Origin of the sequence: Vibrio sp. M60_M70 (genome assembly GCF_037162085.1) — a bacterium.
Taxonomy (GTDB): Bacteria; Pseudomonadota; Gammaproteobacteria; order Enterobacterales; family Vibrionaceae; genus Vibrio; species Vibrio diabolicus.
Genome location: NZ_JARLUL010000001.1, coordinates 3,017,946 through 3,034,966, shown reverse-complemented (window position 1 = coordinate 3,034,966; position 17,021 = coordinate 3,017,946). Strand labels below are relative to the sequence as shown.

The window sequence follows — 17,021 nt, the reverse complement described above, 5'->3', positions numbered from 1 at the left end:
TGTAAAAATATTGAATTTATACTTTATTTTTTGTCGAAATTGCCGTAACGTTGACCCATAAGAAAAAGTGAGCAAATGACCATCAAATTGGTTACTACTCATTCGAGAACGTTAGAGTAAGCAATAGTCATCAGGAGAAACGCAATGGCATTATGGGGCGGAAGATTTACCCAAGCGGCAGACACTAGATTTAAAGAGTTTAACGATTCGTTGCGTTTTGACTACCGATTGGCTGAGCAAGACATCGTAGGTTCAATCGCATGGTCTAAAGCTCTGCTTTCTGTAGATGTTCTATCGGCAGAAGAACAGCAAAAGCTGGAACTTGCTTTAAACGAGCTGAAGTTAGAAGTGATGGAAGATCCTCATCAAATTCTTCGCTCAGATGCAGAAGATATCCACTCGTGGGTTGAACAGCAGCTGATTAGTAAAGTGGGAGATTTAGGTAAAAAACTCCACACTGGGCGTTCTCGTAATGACCAAGTAGCGACAGACCTAAAACTTTGGTGTCGTCAGCAAGGCCAGCAACTGTTGATTGCTTTAGATCGTCTGCAAGCACAAATGGTTCATGTTGCTAAGCAGCACCAAGGCACTGTATTGCCTGGCTATACTCATCTTCAGCGCGCTCAACCTGTAACCTTTGCTCACTGGTGTTTGGCTTATGTTGAAATGTTCGAGCGTGACTACTCTCGTCTGAATGATGCCTTACAGCGTCTCGACACTTGTCCACTTGGCTCGGGGGCTTTAGCTGGCACGGCTTATCCGATTGATCGTGAACAGTTAGCTCATAACCTTGGTTTCCACCGCGCTACGCGTAATTCACTCGATTCGGTTTCGGATCGTGATCATGTGATGGAACTGATGTCGGTGGCCTCGATTTCTATGTTGCACCTTTCTCGTCTTGCAGAAGATATGATCTTCTACAACTCAGGGGAGTCTAACTTTATTGAGTTAGCGGATACGGTGACGTCTGGTTCGTCATTGATGCCACAGAAGAAAAATCCGGATGCACTTGAGTTGATCCGTGGTAAGACAGGGCGTGTCTATGGCGCATTATCGAGCATGATGATGACAGTGAAAGCCCTACCATTGGCGTACAACAAAGACATGCAAGAAGATAAAGAAGGGTTGTTTGATGCGTTAGATACATGGAATGATTGCATGGAAATGGCAGCGCTGTGTTTTGATGGCATTAAAGTAAATGGTGAGCGTACGCTTGAAGCTGCGAAGCAAGGGTATGCGAACGCGACTGAGTTAGCTGATTACTTAGTGGCGAAAGGCATCCCATTCCGTGAGGCGCACCATATTGTGGGCGTAGCGGTGGTAGGGGCAATTGACAAAGGCTGTGCGCTGGAAGAATTGTCTCTGCAAGAGCTAAAAGCCTTCTCTGAGGTGATTGAAGATGATGTGTATGACATTCTGACGATAGAGTCTTGTTTGGAAAAACGTTGTGCGCTGGGTGGCGTTTCGCCTCACCAAGTCGCTTATGCGGTAGAGCAAGCGGATAAACGTCTGAGCCAGCGTGACAGCTCGGCAGTGAAAGTGCGTCCTGCACGTTTGACGGACATTGAAACACTAGAGGGCATGGTGGCTTATTGGGCGAACCTCGGTGAGAATCTACCCCGCTCTCGTAATGAGCTCGTGAGAGATATTGGCTCCTTCGCGGTGGCAGAGCATCATGGTGAAGTGACAGGTTGCGCTTCTCTATATGTGTATGACTCAGGGTTGGCTGAAATACGCTCTCTTGGTATCGAAGCAGGCTGGCAAGGTCAAGGGCAGGGCAGTGCAATCGTAAATCACTTGGTTGAGAAAGCACGTCAAATGGCGATCAAGAAGGTCTTTGTCCTCACTCGAACGCCAGAGTTCTTTATGAAGCAGAGCTTCTTACCAACATCGAAGTCGCTGTTGCCAGAAAAAGTCTTGAAAGATTGCGATCAGTGTCCACGTCAGCACGCGTGTGATGAAGTGGCGCTAGAGATCAATTTAATGGAGCAAGTGATCCAAAAATCGCATGTGGCATGAGCTGAAATTTCGGAGTGATTTTATTAGCATTCAATGACATAGTTATTTTCTGATTCACTTACATCAGTATTTGCTAAAAAAATCGAAAAAATTTGGAACCTTTGAGAGGAAGCTCGGTCTATTAAAGTACCACTGCTTTTTCTTAGAAGAATCTAAGAGAGCCCCAGAACTGATATTGGTTTTGGGGCTTTTTTCTATCTGCCACTTTACTCTTTTTTATCCGTCTCTTTTCGTCCTCGCTGACGTTGCCACGGCAAGATGACAAAACGCATCCATAAGTGCAAAAACAATAAAATATTGAAAGCGAAACCAGCAAAGATCAAAGCGATCGACTCGATGCTTTGTGGATCATCTTTGAACGCAAACCACCACACAATCCAGCACAGTACCGAAAGCACCGTTAACTGATCCAAGCATCGTTGGCAACGCCCAAGCTTTTTCCAAAACCAATGTTCCTCGCAGCGGCGACAAGTCATAGTGTTTTCCAAGGCATCAGTGTTGCTTCAGATTATATACCCAACACAAAGAGAGAAAGCGTTTTTTGTCGCAGCTTAGAGCGCAGGAACACCACCAAAAATGGAAAGTTAGCTTTGTAGAGCTTATGTGGCACGTGATTGATGTATGGTTCGCTGTCAGTCTTTAATAGGAAAAATAATCATGTCGACAGAATTGAAATTTGCACTGAGTATCGCTGGTGGTTTTTTTACGATCGGTGTAGTCGCGATCATCATGGTAAGTCGTTACGCAATGATGGCAGTGTAGTACTTATGTAATCGCCTCAAAGTAGTCAACAGAAAGCCCCGTTTATCACGAGGCTTTCTGTTTTGCTTGGTATGTAAAGACTGGCTCGATTGAGCATGAAATCGTTAGCAACCAGGCCCACAGTCAAGGCAATGTTTCACCATTTCTGGCCCTAAGTGTAGTTTTGCATTCAAATCACGTAGAGCGGTGCGGACACCCTCTTCGATCACTGGATGATAGAAGGGCATATCTAGCATCTCAGAAACCGTCATTCTATTTTGGTGTGCCCAAGCCAAAAGATGCGCGAGGTGTTCTGCGTTCGGCCCCATCATCTCTGCACCTAAAAAGCGTCCAGTACCTTGCTCGCCATAGACATGTAACATCCCTTTGTTTCGTAGCATGACACGTGAACGTCCTTGATTCTCAAACGAGACTTCGCCAGTAACAAAACAACCACAGCTTCCTAAGCGAGTTTCCAGTTGTTTGAAAGTTTCACCGACCATAGCTATTTGCGGATCGGAGAATACAGCTGAAATTGGCGAACGACGCAGACCTGCACGAATATCCGGGAAGCGACCAGCATTATCACCAGCAATGCGACCTTGGTCAGCGGCTTCGTGCAGCAGTGGAACTTGGTTACTTGCATCACCCGCAATAAAAATACTCTCTACGGAGGTTTGCAATGTGTAGTGATCTGCGGTTGGTACACCGCGTTCATCTAATGCCACATTGGTGTTCTCGATCGCTAGCTTATCTACGTTTGGACGTCGTCCAGTGGCTGCTAAAACGTAATCAACAATAAAGGTTTCTAATTCACCGTCGTGGTTAATGAATTTGATTTCAACTTTATCTGCGCCTGCTGCATTCGATGATGGTATGCGCTTCATGCTTTCTACTTTTACATCGGCATCAAGATAGAACTCTTCTTTAAAAGTTTTATCTGCATAAGCCATCACTTCTGGATCTGTCAGTGGACCAACTTGACCACCAAGACCAAAGAGCTTCACTTTCACCCCTAGGCGGTGCAATGCTTGACCGAGTTCAAGACCGATCACTCCAGGGCCAAATACCGCAACGGACTCAGGCAAAATCATCCCAATCAAAGACATCATCATTCATTACGAGACGGTCACCCAACTCATTCCAAGCTGCTGGATAAGCAGGACGAGAGCCCGTCGCGATCACAATCCGTTTTGCGGTGACCTGAGTATGATCATCTATGATGAGAGTGTGGTCATCGGCAAACTTCGCGTAGCCCGATAGTTTGTCTTCAGCGGGAATATCATCGACACTTTCAAGCACAAAGCCAACAAAACGATCGCGTTCGCGCTTTACACGATCCATAACTTCTTGTCCGTTAATGCGTATTTCACCTTGCGGATGGATCCCAAATCCAGGCGCTTTTTCGATTTGGTGGACACTTTCTGCGGCCGCAATCAACAGCTTAGAGGGCATGCAACCGACGCGAGCACAGGTTGTTCCGTAAGGGCCGCCTTCAATCATTACTACGCTATTAGTATGAGCTTTTGCTGCTCGATAAGCGCCAAGACCAGCAGTACCACCACCAATAATCGCTACGTCGACATTAACTTGTTTCATCGTGAACTCTCGCTTTTTGTTTTTAAGCCAAGCTAGCTACATTGAGCTTGGAGAGTGAATTGGGTCGTTGAATCTGTATAAGGAGTCACCTTATCGGTAGACGACTACTTATCTAGACTAGTAGAAGAAGTGAGTTAGGGTTGGCCTCCGAGCCAAAGGCACCGGAGACCGAGGGTGTAGGCTATGGACAGCTTAGCCTAGATACGCTTCTAGCTCTTCGCTACCGCCGATGTGCTTGCCACCGATAAAGACTTGTGGAACAGTCGTGCGACCAGATATAGCTCGTAGACTAACTGTCGTTGCGTCTTTACCCAGAATCACTTCTTCATATTGAAGACCGTGGTCAATCAGGTTTTGTTTCGCTTTCATACAGAAAGGGCAGCCTGGCTTGGTGAATACCGTGATGGACTCTTGCGTTTTGTAGTCAGGCGCTATGTAGTTCAGCATCGTATCTGCGTCTGACACCTTGAATGGGTCGCCTGGTTCGTTTGGCTCAATGAACATTTTTTCCACTACGCCATCTTTTACTAGCATGCTGTAACGCCATGAGCGTTTACCAAAGCCGATGTCGTTTTTATCCACTAACATGCCCATGCCATCGGTGAACTCACCATTACCGTCAGGAATGAAGGTGATGTTTTCTGCTTCTTGGTCTTGTTTCCATGCATTCATCACGAACGTATCATTGACTGAGACACAAATAATCTCATCCACTCCGTGCTCTTTAAATACAGGGAACAATTCGTTGTAACGAGGTAGATGGCTTGATGAACAGGTTGGAGTAAATGCACCCGGTAAGCTAAATACGATAACGGTCTTACCTTTAAATAGCTCATCAGTCGTTACATTCATCCAAGAGTCACCTTGACGAACTGGAAAAGTAACTTGAGGGACTTGTTGACCTTCTTTAGATACAAACATAATGATTTCCTTTAACTATTTTAAATTATGCGTATAGAGCTTAGCGTTTTTCTTTGCTCTGTTTCGTTCTGTTGAGCCCATTATTGTAAAAATCCTTTGATAGCTCTAATCGTTTGGTGTTATGGTTTTGATAGGTATTAGCTATTGTTAAAAGAAGCGAATTGTGAGTTATGAATATTCGAGATTTTGAGTACTTAGTTGCACTTGCGGAACATAAGCACTTTCGCAAAGCGGCAGAAGCATGTTTTGTTAGCCAACCAACATTGAGTGGACAAATTCGTAAGCTAGAGGATGAACTCGGTACCACGCTTTTAGAGCGAAGCAGCCGTCGCGTTTTGTTTACCGATTCAGGGTTGCAGTTGGTGGAGCAAGCTAAGCGTATCTTAAGTGAAGTGAAAACTTTTAAAGATATGGCGAGTGGTCAGAGCGGAGCAATGACTGGGCCTATGCATATCGGTTTCATCCCGACGGTAGGTCCGTATCTACTACCCAAAATTCTGCCGCAGATAAAAGAAGCATTTCCTGAACTGGAGCTGTTCCTGCACGAAGCTCAAACACATCAGTTGGTGCGTCAATTAGAAGAAGGTAAATTGGACTGCTTGGTCTTGGCTTCGGTTGATGAAACGGCACCTTTTAAAGAAATCGAAGTGTATAACGAGCCGTTAAGCGTTGCGGTGCCATGTGATCATGAGTGGGCCTCTCTCGACCATGTTGATATGTTGGAGTTGAATGGTAAAACCGTTTTAGCGCTAGGAGACGGTCACTGTCTGCGTGATCAAGCGTTAGGTTTCTGTTTTGCTGCCGGAGCGAAAGACGACGAACGCTTTAAGGCAACCAGTTTGGAGACACTGCGGAATATGGTCGCTGCTGGTGCAGGGATTACGTTATTGCCTCAGCTTTCTATCCCTAATGAGAAGCAAAAAGATGGCGTGTGCTATGTACCAGCCGTTAACCCTACGCCTTCGCGCAATATAGTGCTTGTATATCGCCCAGGCTCACCACTGCGTGCAAGGTTTGAAGCTTTGGCGGCGAAGATTAAAGAAGTATTGGCTTCCTATCCTTCATTGAACGCCGCGGCGTAAAAGCCGACATAAAAAAGGGAGAGCGAATGCTCTCCCTTTTGCTTTAGTGATTTAGAACAGCTCTTCTGCGCCAGAGCCGGAAGAATAAATACTGTCTTCCAAACGGTCTCCAGCGTATTCGGTAGGCTCAGTGCCTTTTTCAAAGTATTCGAACATCGATGTGCTGTCTACTTTGTGCGTTAGCATGCCAGTGTTGCGATCAATACGAACACGAATGATGTTATCTGGAATATTTTTACCTTGCTCAGGTGTTTCTTCTAGTGCAACGCGCATAAAGTCAATCCAAGCGGGTTCTGCGGTTTTCGCACCCGATTCAGCACCAGAAATTTGGCCTTTGCCTAGGTTGCTATTAACTGTTGTGCGACCAAGTGCGCGTGAGTGATCATCAAAACCAACCCAAGCAATGGCAACAACACCAGGACCATAGCCGTTGTACCAAGCATCTTTGGAGTCATTCGTTGTACCCGTTTTACCACCGATATCACGACGCCCCAGTTTTTGTGCACGCCAGCCAGTACCGTTCCAACCCGTACCTTCACGCCAGTTACCACCACCCCAAATGTTGCTGTACATCATCTCACGCATTAAGAATGCATTTTGCTCAGAGATAACTTGTGGAGCATATTGAGGTTCATCATTTTCCAGTGCGTTGTCTGTTGCCAAACCATCAATCGCGACGTCTTGTTCGCCAAACTCATCGGCATAGCGATTGTCTGGCTCATCGCTCATTTGTGGGCAATCCTTATGACAAACGCTCTTTGGATTCGCTTTAAACAGCACTTCACCGAATGCATCTTCCACGCGTTCTACGTAGAACGGTTCGACGTAATAACCTCCGTTCGCAAATACAGAGTAGCCTTGTGCCACTTTCATTGGTGTTAAGCTACCAGCACCGAGCGCGATGGTCTCTGAACGTGGTACTTGGTTAATATCAAAACCAAAACGAGTAAGGTACTGACGAGTCTCATCAAGGCCTACTTCACGCAGCGTACGCACTGCCATCACGTTCTTTGACTGAGCTAAGCCGAGGCGAAGGCGAGTTGGACCGCCATAGGTTGGTGGTGAGTTTTTAGGTCGCCAAGCCGAACCAGAACCTGCGTCCCATTTGTTAATTGGCGCATCGTTGATCAGAGTGGCTAAGGTAAGTCCCTTGTCAATTGCGGCTGAGTAGATAAATGGTTTGATACTTGAGCCAACCTGACGCACTGACATAGTGGCACGGTTAAACTTACTATGAACAAAGTTAAAGCCACCCACTAACGACAATATCGCACCATTTTCCGGGTTCATCGCGACAAACGCGGTGTTCGCTGTTGGCACTTGGCTCAGTTTCCAGCTTTGTGTCGTGTTGTCATCTTCATTGGCTTCGCTCACTTCGCGAACCCAAACTTGTTGACCTGTCGCTAGCACATCATGCGCTGATTTTGGTGTTGAGCCTTGGCGGTTTTCGGTGATGTATTTACGTGCCCAATGCATTCCAGTCCAAGGAATGGTCTGCTCTTCATGGTTTTTAACCCAAACTTGTGCAGTCTTATCATCGACTTTTGTCACGACGGCAGGATAAAGGTCACCATAAGTTGGTTGCTTCTTAAGATGCTTTTCTATTTGCTCGCTGTTCCAAGCGGTTTCACCTTCTTTCCAAAGCACTTTTTCCGCACCGCGGTAGCCGTGACGTTCATCGTATGACAGCAGATTATTTACCACGGATGTATTCGCGGCATCTTGCAGTTTAGAGTCCACCGTCATGTAGATATTCAAGCCAGAGGTATAGGCTTCTTCTTCACCGTACTCTTTCACGGCCCATGCACGAGCTAGTTCCGCCACATAAGGAGCTGAAAGTTCAATTTCAGCACTGTGGTAACGTGCCACGATAGGTTCGTTGCGTGCTTCGTCATACTGTTCTTGCGTGATGTATTTTTCATCAAGCATTCGCATTAACACGACGTTACGGCGTTTTGTCGCACGCTCAAGAGAGTAAATTGGGTTCATCGTTGATGGCGCTTTTGGCATCCCTGCGAGTGTCGCAAGCTCGCTTAACGTCAATTCATCAAGGCTCTTACCAAAGTAAACTTGAGCGGCCGCACCAAAACCATATGAGCGGTAACCAAGGAAGATTTTATTGACATAAAGTTCCATGATTTCTTGCTTACTCAGAAGCTGCTCAATGTGGATAGCAATGAAAATCTCTTTAATCTTACGCATGATCTTCTTCTCATTAGATAAGAAGAAGTTACGCGCTAGCTGTTGCGTAATGGTGCTTGCGCCCTGCTTAGCTGAACCTGAAATCGCAACTACAACGGCTGCACGAGTGATGCCGATAGGATCGATACCTGGGTGTTCGTAAAAACGGCTATCTTCGGTTGCGATCAGCGCATGAATTAAGTCTTGAGGAATTTCATCATAAGTAACAGGAATACGACGCTTTTCACCGAACTGTGCGATCAGCTTCCCGTCTTGACTAAACACCTGCATAGGTGTTTGTAATTCAACGTCTTTTAGAGTTGCAACATCTGGCAATTCAGGCTTCACGTACTGATAGAAGCCAAATATTGTGGTGACTCCAAGAATTATGCAAATCAATGTTAAAAATAATAAACGCTTTATGAACTTCACCGGAGAATCCCTGATTGGTTGAGGCTGTGTAACGGCAAACCCTTGTACTCTTAGGTCAAAAATTTAGCACATAGAGATATTAACTCTTATTTGGGTGCTAATAACAACCTTTGCACGAAGAAATTTCGGAGCGAGAGTAAGAGATGGATAAGCTAATCGTTACCGGCATCGATATAGGCCATAACAGCCTCAAAGCCGTAGTACTTAAACCCACAGGCAACAATTACGCTCTGTTGGGTTACAAAGAAATATTACTAAAGGAAGGTATTGTCGCTGAAAATAACACTATAAATCATCAAGAAATTGTAAAGACCCTAAAGCTGATTAAAAAAGAACTGCCTTTTGGTGCTAAAAAGGTCGCAATTTCAGTGCCTGATAATTCGGTGATCAGTAAAAAACTGCAAATAGAACAAAGCCTTGAAGATAGCGAAGTTGAGTTTGCTGTGATTCAGGCATTTTCTCATCAATCGCCATTCCCTGTCGAAGAGCTGAGTTTAGACTTCGTCCGTCTTCGTGCCGAAGATGGGTTACGTGGGACTGATAACTATCAAGTGTTTGCGACAAGAAAAGATGTGGTCGATAGTCGCGTGGATGCATTACAAAAATCCGGACTAAAACCCGTTTTAGTGGACGTGCATTCACAAAGTCTTGGTCATATCTGGAAGCTCACCGCCGATCGCTTTCCTGACAAAAATAAGTACTGCTTACTCGATATTGGCACCTCATCGAGCTCCTTTACCATGTTTACCGAACAAGGTGAGCTGTTTCACAAAGAGTTTGCTTGCGGCACTCGAGGAGCAAACAGCCCTGTTCAAGATGATTTGATGTCCGATGATGCTCAGGAGAAAACAGAACTGTTTAATCGCCAAATCGTGGAACGGGTGAAACGTCAGATGCAGCTCTACACCTCAATTAATGGCTCGCAAAATATCAAAGGTATCTGGTTATCAGGGGAAGGAGCTTCGACACCAATGCTCGCGGAAGAGTTATCTCAGCAACTGTCACTAGAGTGTGAATTGCTAAACCCGCTAGGGCTATTTGAGATGAAGGTGTCCAAACGTAAACGTCGCGCCGCGGATTGGCAGCATTTCTCTACAGCTGCAGGACTCGCGATTCGTGGCATTCATTGGCTAGGAGGTGCGCGTGCTTTATCGCATTAATTTACTTCCTTGGCGAGAGAACCAAAGAGAAGAGCACCGACGTCGTTTCATTAGCTTGGTCGCGTTAGGCATGTTGGTCGCTATTGGTATTCAATGGGGTATTGGAAAGTTTTTTGAGTACCAACAAGATCAGCAGCAGGAGCGGCTTGATTACCTTACTCACTACATTGCTGAGCTTGACCAGCGTATTGAAGCAATGAAAATCGCCGAGCAAGAGCACAGCAAAATTCTCGAACGTTTAAAAGTGGTTGAAGGGTTACAAAACGGTAGAAACAAAACGACCGAGTTTATGAACTTGATGCCAGCCGTCATTCCTGAAGGTGTATATGTCGACAAGATCAAAATGAATGATCTGGAAATTGAGATCTCAGGGATCTCTGATAGCACTCCAAAACTTGCCACGATGCTGGACAACATGGAGCGTTCGGCCAAGTTGAATGATGTAGAAATGCACTCCATCGTTCACGGAAAAGCGCGTTTTGGAAAAGAGTTCCAAACGTTCAAAGTGTCTTTCATGTTCAAAGTGCCGGAGAAAAAAGCGGAGGCCCAGCATGGTTGATTGGCAGGATCTCGAAATAGATGAAATGGCAGAGTGGCCATTGTTGCCTCAGCTTGTGGTTATCGCGCTGCTGATTTTCCTCATTCAAGGTTTTGGCTATTGGTTTTACCTTAAGCCAAAAGAAGAGCAATTGAATAACTTGGTCCAGCAGGAGCAGACGCTCAAGGTAGCACTGAAGATCAAAGCGAACAAAGTAGCTGCATTGCCTCAGCTTCAATCTCAATTGGATGAACTCACCACGCGTTACGAGTTATTGCTACAACAACTGCCCGCGCAAAAAGAGTTGGCTACGATGCTCGCTTCGGTGAATGAACTCGGTATCGACAATAAGTTGACCTTTACCCGTATCGACTGGGGTGAAAAGCAATCAGAGCATTTCCTCTATCGTCTTCCTTTAAACATTGAGTTAACGGGAGATTTTCATGACATCGGACATTTTTCTCAGGCGATAGCAACGCTACCTCGAATCATCACGTTTAAAGATGTGACTTGGCAGCGTGTCAGCCAAGAAAGTGAAACTCTGCACTTTAGGGTACGAGCCAATACCTATCAGTTTAAGCCAGAGGAGACGAACAATGACAAGTAAGCATTTGTTACTGGTACTGATGGGGTCTCTGCTACTTGGATGTCAGGCGAATGATGAGTCATTAACGGATTTTATTCGAGGGGTGGAGAGTCAGGCGCGTCGAGATGTCGAGAAACTTAAGCCTGCAGATAAGTATGTTGCCGTCACGTACGCACCTGAAGTACAGCGTGCGCCCTTTGAGTTACCAAAAGAAGCCACGATCGCCACTCAGCCCGTTGCAAGAAAAGATTGCTGGCAACCGCCTTCAAGAAGGCGCACTGGCAAATTAGAAAAATTCCCATTAAGCCAATTACGTTTGAAAGGAGTTATGGGCATGGGTAATACGGTTTCTGGTCTCGTTCAGGCACCCAATGGCACCGTTTATAAAGTGAAGCCGGGGCAATACCTCGGACGCAACAATGGCAAAGTGACCCATGTCAGCCATTCCTATTTGTTAATTAATGAAACGTTGCCCGACGGCTTAGGGTGTTGGCAGAAGCGTAAAGTTAAGTTGGCTTTGAGATAGCCCCATTTATTTTTGATATTGAGTAATGAAAATGAGACAAGGATTAACACGTACACCAAGGATACTAACTGGGCTCTTCTCCTTATGGTTGTTTGTATTTTTAGCCCCTTTGGTGGCAGCAGAAGAAGTATCGTCTAATGCCTTAAAGAGTATCGATTTTCGCACTAATAAAGATAAAGACGCCGTTATTGTCGTTGAACTGGCGTCACCTGCCGCGATTGTTGATGTCAAACGCGTACAGGAAGGGTTAAGTATCGATTTGCTTAATACTTCGGTAAAAGACGAGCAACTGTATCTCCTAGACGTAAAAGATTTCTCGACTGTGGTTGAAAGCGTAGAGGTGTTTCGCGATACCTCAACTACGCGCTTGGTTGCGCACATCAATGAAGAATATACGCATGATTACCGTTTAACGGGGCGATTCTTGGAAATCAAAGTGGCTAAGATCAAACCCAATGAGAAAGCTCCGGATAAAAGCATTCTAGAAAAAGAAGGCAAGCTCATTTCGATTAACTTCCAAGATATTCCTGTACGTAACGTGTTACAGCTGATTGCCGACTACAACCAGTTCAACTTGGTTGTTTCAGACTCCGTAGAAGGTAACCTCACACTTCGTCTTGATGGTGTTCCGTGGCAGCAAGTGCTGGATATTATTTTGCAAGTTAAGGGGTTAGATAAGCGTGTTGATGGCAACGTGATTCTGGTTGCTCCAACAGATGAGCTTGATCTGCGCGAAAAACAGCAACTCGAAAAGCAGCAGCTAGAACAAACGATGGGAGAGCTTTCGTCTGAAATCATCAAGGTAAACTTCGCCAAAGCTTCAGACATTGCAGAGATGATCAACGGAGAAGGGAACATCAGTATGTTGTCTGAGCGAGGTAGTATGACCATTGATGAGCGGACTAACTCGTTATTGATTCGTGAGCTACCTGAAAACATTGAAGTGATTCGAGAAATTATTGAATCTTTGGATATCCCGGTGAAGCAGGTTCAAATTGAAGCGCGTATTGTGACCATCAATGAAGGCAACATGGACGAGTTGGGAATTCGCTGGGGCTTTACCTCTATTAATGGCAATAACACGGTTGGTGGTTCTATCGAAAACAACCTTGCCACGATCGGTTTATATAACGGTGGTGGTGAAGGAGAAGACGGTGGTGACGGTGATGGAGTAGGTATCGATGACTTCCTAAACGTAAACTTAGCTGCAACCAGTCCAAACGCGACTAGCATTGCTTTTCAGGTTGCAAAATTAGGCTCAGACACCTTGTTAGACCTCGAGCTTTCTGCGCTGCAACAAGAGTCCAAAGCTGAGATTATCTCAAGCCCACGTTTGATCACTACCAATAAGAAGCCTGCCTATATCGAACAAGGTACCGAGATACCTTATCTAGAGTCCTCATCGAGTGGTGCCACGACGGTAACGTTCAAAAAAGCAGTATTGAGTTTGAAGGTGACGCCACAAATTACACCGGATAACCGCCTTGTGTTGGACTTAAGCGTTACGCAAGATAGACCTGGACAAGTCGTGAAAACAGGTACTGGTGAAGCCGTTGCGATTGATACTCAACGTATCGGGACGCAAGTGTTAGTAAATAACGGTGAAACCGTCGTTCTTGGTGGTATTTTCCAGCACAGCATTACTAACTCGGTGGACAAAGTGCCTTTGTTAGGCGATCTGCCGCTATTAGGTGCGCTTTTCCGTCGAAGTTATGAAAATGTTGGCAAAAGTGAGCTGTTAATTTTCGTCACCCCTAAGGTGGTGATTCAGTAGTTCTACCTCGTGAAAAACTGATTAAATCAAAAATAAAGTTGCAATAGTGGCACCATGCTTGGATAATTTCGGGTCTTATCACGAATTATCTGTGAGGAACTGGTGCCACAAGCCTTGTAGAACAGCGATTTAGCTGTGTTTTCTTGTGGCGATCTTATTGAATCAATGTTGTAAATTACTGCTAAACATGGCTGAGAAACGTAATATTTTCCTTGTTGGCCCAATGGGCGCCGGCAAAAGTACAATTGGTAGACATCTAGCACAGCAACTGCATATGGAGTTTGTTGACTCCGATACAGTGATCGAAGAACGCACTGGTGCAGACATCTCTTGGGTTTTTGATGTAGAAGGTGAAGAAGGCTTCCGCAAGCGTGAAGAAGCGGTACTTGAAGACCTAACACAAGAGCAAGGCATCGTGCTTGCGACTGGCGGTGGCTCTGTTAAGAGCAAAGAAAACCGTAATCGTCTTTCGGCACGTGGTGTTGTTGTTTACTTAGAAACGACGATTGAAAAGCAACTTGCGCGCACAAACCGTGACAAGAAGCGTCCTCTACTTCAAACGGACAACCCTCGCGAAGTATTGGAGCAATTAGCTGAAGAACGTAATCCTCTGTATGAAGAAGTAGCGGATTACACTGTTCGCACTGACGATCAGAGTGCAAAAGTGGTAGCCAACCAGATCGTAAAAATGCTAGAAGAGAGATAAGTTTTTATCTTTTTTTTAATTGGAGCAAACCGATGGAACGGATTACGGTCAACCTAGCTGAGCGTAGCTACCCAATCTCTATTGGCGCCGGGTTATTTGAGGACCCGGCGTACCTCTCTCAAGTTCTCTCAAACAAAAATGCAAAACAAAAAGTTGTTGTGATCAGTAATGTCACAGTGGCGCCTTTGTATGCTGACAAAATTTTAAAGCAACTCGAGCAGCTCGGTTGTAGTGCATCCTTGTTAGAATTGCCTGACGGCGAACAGTACAAAAACTTGGATGTGTTTAACCAAGTGATGAACTTCCTCCTCGAGGGGAATTACGCTCGTGATGTTGTGATCATCGCGTTAGGTGGTGGCGTTATTGGCGACCTTGTGGGCTTTGCTTCTGCCTGTTACCAGCGTGGGGTCGACTTTATTCAAATACCAACCACATTGCTATCTCAAGTGGACTCTTCGGTGGGTGGAAAAACCGCGGTTAACCATCCGTTGGGTAAGAACATGATAGGTGCGTTTTACCAACCGAAAGCCGTGATCATCGATACCAACTGTTTATCGACGTTGCCTGAGCGTGAATTCGCAGCAGGTATCGCAGAAGTCATTAAGTACGGCATCATTTACGATGTAGACTTTTTTGTATGGTTGGAAGAAAACCTTGAACGCTTGTACGCGTTGGATGAAGAAGCGCTAACTTATGCCATTGCACGTTGCTGTGAAATAAAAGCGGAAGTGGTGGCTCAGGATGAGAAAGAATCGGGCATCCGCGCTCTGCTCAACTTAGGTCACACCTTTGGTCATGCGATTGAAGCTGAGCTTGGCTACGGCAATTGGCTGCATGGTGAAGCGGTTTCTGCTGGCACGGTTATGGCGGCCAAAACTTCGCATCTGCGCGGTCTTATCTCAGCAGAGCAATTTGAGCGTATTGTTGCGATTTTACGTCGTGCCAAACTGCCTGTTCATACTCCAGAAAGTATGAGCTTCGATGACTTCCTCAAACATATGATGCGAGATAAAAAAGTCCTCTCTGGTCAATTAAGATTAGTTCTACCTACAGGCATTGGTAGTGCCGAGGTCATTGCTGATACGACACAAGACGTACTCAAACAGGCGATAGACTTCGGTCGCGATATTTAACCTTGTAATGGCGCCTTTGGGCGTCATTCTTGTAGTGTATTAAGGTTATTAGATGAGTGTTGCTCACGTTCTGGAATTAGATTCTCAAATCGAGTTGCTTGATAGGTTAGGATTGCTGACTAATTTTGGTTCCAACTTCATTGCGATTAATGGTCATGATGGTTATGGAAAATCTTGGTTAGCGCAGCGATACCTTGAAGTGGGTGCCAGTAACAAGAATCAATGTTTGTTACTTTGTCATTCTAATCAAGATGATGTGCAGCGCCGCATCCTTATTTTGAGTCAACTGGTTTCGGACGCATTGTTTAATCAGCAAGAGCCTTTACTTGATAGCCTCGAAAGACTATTGGGTGATGAGCCTTGTGATATCGCGATTGTGGTTGATGATGCGCATTTATTAAGTGAGACGCTCGTTTCTGAGCTTTGGATGCTGGTTTTAGAGGCGCATCATAAGCCGAATTGGACCATCAATGTCTTATTATTTACGCAGTCTGGGCGCTTAGAAGGATTGCTGTCACGTCTCAGTTACGGACAAGAGATAAAGCCTGTTGAGCTTGATATTGATATGTTGTCCGAAGTGGAAGCCCGTCGTTTCTTTGAATCACTTGTTGCGCGCTATGTTGATGATGAGGCGGAGAAGCGGGTTCGAGATGCATTTAAAAAAGTTGACCCAGTACCGGGTGACATCATGGCGTTAGGAGAGATGAAAGTGGAAAAAAGGATCATTATCCGCTCGATTGTCGGTTCACCGCTGAATATTGCGTTAGTGGTATTAGCATTACTGTTGCTTACTGCTGGTGGCTATTGGTGGATGTATAATCAACCAAGCCCTGATGATAAAGCGCAGCAAATTGCTGGTAGTTTAGAGCAAACGGCTATTCCAACTTTTGAAGGTTCAGGAATCAGTGCTGCGCAGTCTTCACTACAATCTGTGACTGATGACACTAGCAGTGGTCTTGATGGCTCTGGCGCGATTGATGATTCTGATTCATTACCGCCAGCAGTAACGGAAGAAGTGGCGAGCGTTGGCAGTGATGACAATCAACAGAGAGTGGTGATTGAGTCGAATGTGGTCGATGCATTGCTTGAAGGTAAAGCTGATTCAGCAGACACAAAAGCGATTGATGGTATCGTAGGTACTGATAAAGCAGAAACTGCTGATGAAACTGACTCTCCTTTGATTAAAGTCGTAAAACCAAATCAAGGTATGACGCAAACTTCTGCTCAGTCAGGAGAAGACGGTGCGAAGCAGCCTGTGGTTAAGTTTTCATTTGCTCGCGAAGAATTAAAAGCACTATCACCAAGAGCCTATACACTGCAGCTTGCTGCTATGACGTCAATGGAGGATGTACAAGCCTTCCTCGATGAGCATCGGCTGAATGATCAAGTACGAATTTATCCTACCGTTCGCAATGGCACCGAGTGGTATATCATCACATACCAAGATTATCCGACAATTCAAATGGCTCGCGATGCCGTTGCAAGCTTGCCTGATTCGGTTAAGTCGGTGAGTCCTTGGGCAAAATCACTCCGTCAGGTTCATCGCGAAATTGATCGAGTGAAATAAACCTGAGCTTCGCTGAAAAATATGTTACATTCCGCAGCCTTAATTTTTGGTCGATA

General features: G+C 45.4%; 13 protein-coding genes and 1 pseudogene. 10 read left to right on the top strand and 4 right to left on the bottom strand.

Annotated features, from left to right (window positions below; genetic code table 11):
• Positions 1-144 precede the first annotated feature (144 nt).
• Entirely contained in the window at positions 145-2,019 is a 1,875-nt protein-coding gene (gene argH / locus P4S59_RS14140; RefSeq protein ID WP_104971008.1) for an argininosuccinate lyase, read from the top strand.
• 206 nt (positions 2,020-2,225) lie between these two features.
• Here the strand turns inward: argH and P4S59_RS14135 are convergent, their stop codons facing one another.
• The 3 genes and pseudogenes from P4S59_RS14135 to P4S59_RS14125 all read right to left on the bottom strand — a co-directional run bounded on the left by P4S59_RS14135 (position 2,226) and on the right by P4S59_RS14125 (position 5,280).
• Entirely contained in the window at positions 2,226-2,495 is a 270-nt protein-coding gene (locus tag P4S59_RS14135) for a DUF3624 domain-containing protein (RefSeq protein ID WP_337168559.1), read from the bottom strand.
• A 390-nt stretch (positions 2,496-2,885) separates the two neighbouring features.
• Positions 2,886-4,359: pseudogene (locus P4S59_RS14130) on the bottom strand (dihydrolipoyl dehydrogenase).
• A gap of 192 nt (positions 4,360-4,551) precedes the next feature.
• Positions 4,552-5,280 carry a redoxin family protein gene (locus P4S59_RS14125; RefSeq protein WP_005395721.1) on the bottom strand — a complete coding sequence of 243 codons (729 nt, stop codon included), beginning with the start codon at positions 5,278-5,280 and terminating at the stop codon, positions 4,552-4,554.
• A 170-nt stretch (positions 5,281-5,450) separates the two neighbouring features.
• Between P4S59_RS14125 and oxyR the strand changes: the two genes are divergently transcribed.
• The gene (gene oxyR, locus P4S59_RS14120) at positions 5,451-6,362 is read left to right on the top strand and encodes a DNA-binding transcriptional regulator OxyR (protein ID WP_005395720.1); all 912 of its coding nucleotides are present in this window, start codon (positions 5,451-5,453) and stop codon (positions 6,360-6,362) included.
• A gap of 51 nt (positions 6,363-6,413) precedes the next feature.
• Here the strand turns inward: oxyR and P4S59_RS14115 are convergent, their stop codons facing one another.
• Positions 6,414-8,975, bottom strand: coding sequence for a penicillin-binding protein 1A (locus P4S59_RS14115; RefSeq protein WP_048626702.1), 2,562 nt, complete (start codon positions 8,973-8,975; stop codon positions 6,414-6,416).
• Positions 8,976-9,118: 143 nt separating this feature from the next.
• On the opposite strand from P4S59_RS14115, the gene pilM reads away from it, so the two are divergent.
• The 8 genes from pilM (at position 9,119) to P4S59_RS14075 (ending at position 16,965) form a co-directional block, all read left to right on the top strand.
• Positions 9,119-10,135, top strand: a complete 1,017-nt coding sequence (gene pilM / locus P4S59_RS14110; protein ID WP_203346870.1) for a type IV pilus biogenesis protein PilM — start codon at positions 9,119-9,121, stop codon at positions 10,133-10,135.
• Positions 10,119-10,694, top strand: coding sequence for a PilN domain-containing protein (locus tag P4S59_RS14105; RefSeq protein ID WP_005395717.1), 576 nt, complete (start codon positions 10,119-10,121; stop codon positions 10,692-10,694). Before pilM ends, P4S59_RS14105 begins: the two co-directional genes overlap by 17 nt.
• Complete coding sequence (locus P4S59_RS14100; protein WP_012841351.1) at positions 10,687-11,280, top strand: type 4a pilus biogenesis protein PilO; 594 nt, start codon at positions 10,687-10,689, stop codon at positions 11,278-11,280. Before P4S59_RS14105 ends, P4S59_RS14100 begins: the two co-directional genes overlap by 8 nt.
• Positions 11,270-11,785, top strand: a complete 516-nt coding sequence (locus P4S59_RS14095; protein WP_005395715.1) for a pilus assembly protein PilP — start codon at positions 11,270-11,272, stop codon at positions 11,783-11,785. The genes P4S59_RS14100 and P4S59_RS14095 overlap by 11 nt, the downstream gene beginning before the upstream one ends.
• Positions 11,786-11,810: 25 nt before the next feature.
• Positions 11,811-13,559 (top strand): type IV pilus secretin PilQ, encoded by a 1,749-nt coding sequence (locus tag P4S59_RS14090; protein ID WP_006742777.1) that lies wholly within the window; start codon positions 11,811-11,813, stop codon positions 13,557-13,559.
• Between the two features lie 187 nt (positions 13,560-13,746).
• Positions 13,747-14,265, top strand: coding sequence for a shikimate kinase AroK (gene aroK, locus P4S59_RS14085; protein ID WP_005381319.1), 519 nt, complete (start codon positions 13,747-13,749; stop codon positions 14,263-14,265).
• 32 nt (positions 14,266-14,297) lie between these two features.
• Entirely contained in the window at positions 14,298-15,398 is a 1,101-nt protein-coding gene (aroB, locus tag P4S59_RS14080) for a 3-dehydroquinate synthase (RefSeq protein WP_012841354.1), read from the top strand.
• A gap of 52 nt (positions 15,399-15,450) precedes the next feature.
• A complete protein-coding gene (locus P4S59_RS14075; protein ID WP_337168558.1) occupies positions 15,451-16,965 on the top strand; it encodes an SPOR domain-containing protein in 1,515 nt (504 codons plus the stop codon).
• Positions 16,966-17,021 lie beyond the last annotated feature (56 nt).